3 protein-coding genes are annotated in these 3,429 nt (G+C 57.6%); all 3 read right to left on the reverse strand.

The window, feature by feature from the left end:
- Nucleotides 1-90 precede the first annotated feature (90 nt).
- The 3 genes from NCT05_RS36545 to NCT05_RS36555 are packed head-to-tail and all read right to left on the reverse strand — an operon-like array spanning nt 91 to nt 3,280.
- Nucleotides 91-1,095 carry a tyrosine-type recombinase/integrase gene (locus NCT05_RS36545; protein WP_250504784.1) on the reverse strand — a complete coding sequence of 335 codons (1,005 nt, stop codon included), beginning with the start codon at nt 1,093-1,095 and terminating at the stop codon, nt 91-93.
- Nucleotides 1,092-2,033 carry a tyrosine-type recombinase/integrase gene (locus tag NCT05_RS36550; protein WP_250504785.1) on the reverse strand — a complete coding sequence of 314 codons (942 nt, stop codon included), beginning with the start codon at nt 2,031-2,033 and terminating at the stop codon, nt 1,092-1,094. Before NCT05_RS36550 ends, NCT05_RS36545 begins: the two co-directional genes overlap by 4 nt.
- Complete coding sequence (locus NCT05_RS36555; RefSeq protein WP_250504786.1) at nt 2,030-3,280, reverse strand: tyrosine-type recombinase/integrase; 1,251 nt, start codon at nt 3,278-3,280, stop codon at nt 2,030-2,032. The genes NCT05_RS36550 and NCT05_RS36555 overlap by 4 nt, the downstream gene beginning before the upstream one ends.
- Between the last annotated feature and the right edge of the window lie 149 nt (nt 3,281-3,429).

A 3,429-nucleotide genomic window follows, 5' to 3' on the forward strand; every position in this document is an offset into this window, starting at 1 on the left:
TCTTGTGTGGCGAAGCGATTTCTGTGGCCTCGGTGTTGAGGAGCGGCGTCCAGCGGAGCCCCACGCAGTCTGAAGGCCACAGAAATCCAGTCACAGTGATCGCAGGAATCGGAGCAGGTCGGATTCCATTCGGCGCCGCGGCGTCTCGCCGGATGGCTGCAGTTGCGCCAAGGCACGCGACTTCATCTCCAGGTCGATCTGCGCGTAAATGTTGGTGGTGTTGAGCGACACATGGCCGAGCCACGCGCGGATGGTGTTGATGTCGACACCCGAGCGTAGTAGGTAGGTGGCCGTTGTATGGCGAATCGTGTGCGGGCTGACCCGCTTCGCACCGACCGCAGGGAACCTCGCCTCGATGCGCTTCGCACAGCGCTCCACCAATGAATGGACTCCGAATCTTGTAATCGACGTGCCGCGCCGGTTCAGGAATACATGCTGGTTCGCTGGCCGACCGACAATCAGCGCCGAGATCTCCGCTGCCGTTTGTGGCCAGAGGGGACATAATCGAACCTTGTTGCCTTTGCCCACCAATCTGACAAACGCGTTGCAGTTGCTATCTCGCGACTGCAATTGCAGGTCCTCAACCTTAACCTGTGCAACCTCTGTGGCTCGCGCGCCCGTGTTGTACAGAAACATCAGCATCGCGTGGTCACGTATTCCCTGTGCCGTTCGTAAGTCTGTTGCAGCAAGAAGTGCATCCATCTCAGGCTTCTCAAGGTAGGGAATCTCGGGGCGTGCGAACTTACGGAATGGGATCGCCACGACACGTCCAGACCATTCCAGGTGCTCTGGTCCGTATTCGCCCACGAATCGCGCGAAGCTATGTATGGCCGCGAGACGTTGGTTGACGGTTCTCGCGCCCACAGCCTTACCCGTCGTCGCTGTTGGGAGAAATCGGTTGATCAGGTCCCTGCTGATGTCGTCAAGCTTTAGCAGGTCAGGACGCGTTCGTAGTTCGTCCGCTGCGTAGCGAATGAGCCTGGCTAGAGTGTCGCGGTAGCTCAACTGCGTGCTTCGCGCCACACTTCTTACCGTGACGAGGTAATCAGCCAGGAAGCGTTTGACCCACGGGGCCAACAGATTCAGATCGTTCATGACTGTTTCTCCAGCGCGACGTAGTGCCTCAGACGGCTCGATGCTTCCACAAGAAGTTCCGGCGACATAGGTAGATAGACCTGGGTGGCCGCTATGCTCGCGTGTCCGAGATAGGTCGACAGCATAGGAAGAAGTCGCTGCACGTCGGCGCCTTGCTGATACCAGGTGGTCAAGCGACGGACGGCGAACGTCGCCCGCATGTCGTGCAAACGCGGCTGATATCGGGCACCGTCGTTGCGCCGAACACCAGCCTTTGACCTGAGCCTTGCAAACGCGCGTCTGACTCCGCTCGCGGTCAGCCGACTACCGTCCCGACGGACAAACAGTGGCGTGTCGTCGCGAGTTTCAATGCTGAGGGATGTGTGAACGGCCACCATGTATTCGTGCAGGATGTGGACGAGCTGCGTTCCAATTGGAACCCATCGCGTCTTATAGAACTTCGTGTCGCTAACCGTGAGCATCTGTTGCGACAAATCCACATCCCTGAGACATAGATGTAGTGCTTCGCCTAGTCGGAGGCCCGTTCCGTATAAAAGCAGTACGAGAGCCCGAAGGGTACGTGCTTCAATCAGCGTCGCGCGGGTCCCGTCAAGCGCGGTGATCAGTCGGTCGACGTCGTCCTCGGAATAGACATAGGGTTGAAAATCCTGATGGCAACGTGGTGTCCTGGCAGGCAGAGGAATGGCGGGTGCCAGGCCGCGTGCGAGCGCAAAGCGAAAGAATCCCATGAGAGCAGAGTGCTTGCGATGCCAATAATGGCTGAGCGGTAGATTCCCGTCGAGGAATGCTCGAACCTCCGTCTGTGAAATCGAAATGAGTTCCCGGTCACCGCCCACGTACTTCGTAAACAAGACAAGCACGCCATGAATACTGTCACCTTTACATCCGTTGGCGTGGATAACCTGCATGTACTGTGAGATTGCGTCAGCGAGCTTCATAGAAACCTCCCGAGATCAACGTCAGCGACCTGGCGCAAGCCGTCGATGTCGACCTTCGCGTACAACGCTGTGGTCGCTGGATGACAGTGTCCGAGGAAATCGCCAATCTCCTTCATGGTTAGACCTCGTCCGAGAAGCTGGGTCGCACACGCGTGCCGCAAGGCATGTGGTCCCGTGTGTTTGATCGACAGATCCATTGGCCTCAGCTGACGATTCACAATCTGCCAGAGCGCGCTGCTGCCAAGAGGTTGATATGGACTTCGCAACTGGAGAAAAACCTCCCGCCGATCGGACTTCACTCGAACAAAACGCAGATACCTCGCAAGGGCATCTGCTACGTCGCCGGCCAACGGAAATACAGCAACATGTGCGCTCTGTTTGGAGCGATGTATGCGAACAAGCGCTTGCTGCCAGTCAAAATCGTCGAGGCACAGTCGGCGCACTTCGGCCACACGCAATCCGTACACCGCGAACATCATCACGATCGCGCGATCACGAATCGCGCCAGGCCGGTTTCCTCCAAGATTCTCAAGGATACGAAGGACTTCTGGCCAGGAAGGACCAGCAGGTAATGCCTCGCCTTGATATACCCGCGGCGGTTGTATTGACGACGATAAGCCGGGTCGGCATTGCCCGTGTTCTTCCAAATACCGAATGAAACTGCGGATGTTGTAGCCATAGGTTTGCATCGACGCGCGCGTCAGACCGTCACGGCTTCCCTTCGAGGCAAGAATGAGGTCGATGGCTCTCCAGTCGAGTCGGCGGATGTCATAGCCCTCGGCATCGGCGAGTCGGAGAAACTCGGCGGCGCGACCGGAGCGCGTGCGAATTGTTAGTGCGGAGAGGTTACGCTCGTCGCGCATGTACCGAGCGTAGGCCGCGATCTGTTCCGAGCCAGGCTGCTCGCTGGTCAACGCTTGCAGTCGTCCGAGAAAACGCAGCCAGTTCGTCGCTGTCGATACATACGCCGTTCGGGACGCTTCCCCATCGATGCGGGTGGGATTAGTCGCTCGACGGTTACGCCATCGATCTGCGAGCTTGCCAAGTTGAGCAGCGGTGAAGGAATCCGGTAACTTCCATCTAAATGACTCTCCTATCCGCATCATGTACGCTGCATTGCGAATCAAGGTCTTGCGGGAAGCCCGATGGCGCTGCATGTACTCGAGGTACCTAACCCGCTCACTATAGAGCGGCGCGGTGGTGTGACGAGCAACTGCAGCCGGGTGTTTGAAAAGTTGATCGAACATGAGAAAACCTCCCTCCGCAACAAAGCGGAAAGGTAATGTTGCTCCTCAAATTGGGCCATGCTTCTGTGGCCTTCAGACTGCGCAGATCTCCGCTGAACGCCGCTCCTCAGCGCCAAGACCACAGAACTCGCTTCGCCACACAAGAAGCC

This window comes from Caballeronia sp. AZ7_KS35 (assembly GCF_023631045.1).
In the GTDB taxonomy this organism is placed as follows: Bacteria; Pseudomonadota; Gammaproteobacteria; order Burkholderiales; family Burkholderiaceae; genus Caballeronia; species Caballeronia zhejiangensis.

Bases quoted from the DNA above. Each gene is read 5' to 3' on its own strand.
- NCT05_RS36545 (WP_250504784.1), bottom strand. From the start codon at position 1,095: ATGAACGATCTGAATCTGTTGGCCCCGTGGGTCAAACGCTTCCTGGCT.
- NCT05_RS36550 (WP_250504785.1), bottom strand. From the start codon at position 2,033: ATGAAGCTCGCTGACGCAATCTCACAGTACATGCAGGTTATCCACGCC.
- NCT05_RS36555 (WP_250504786.1), bottom strand. From the start codon at position 3,280: ATGTTCGATCAACTTTTCAAACACCCGGCTGCAGTTGCTCGTCACACC.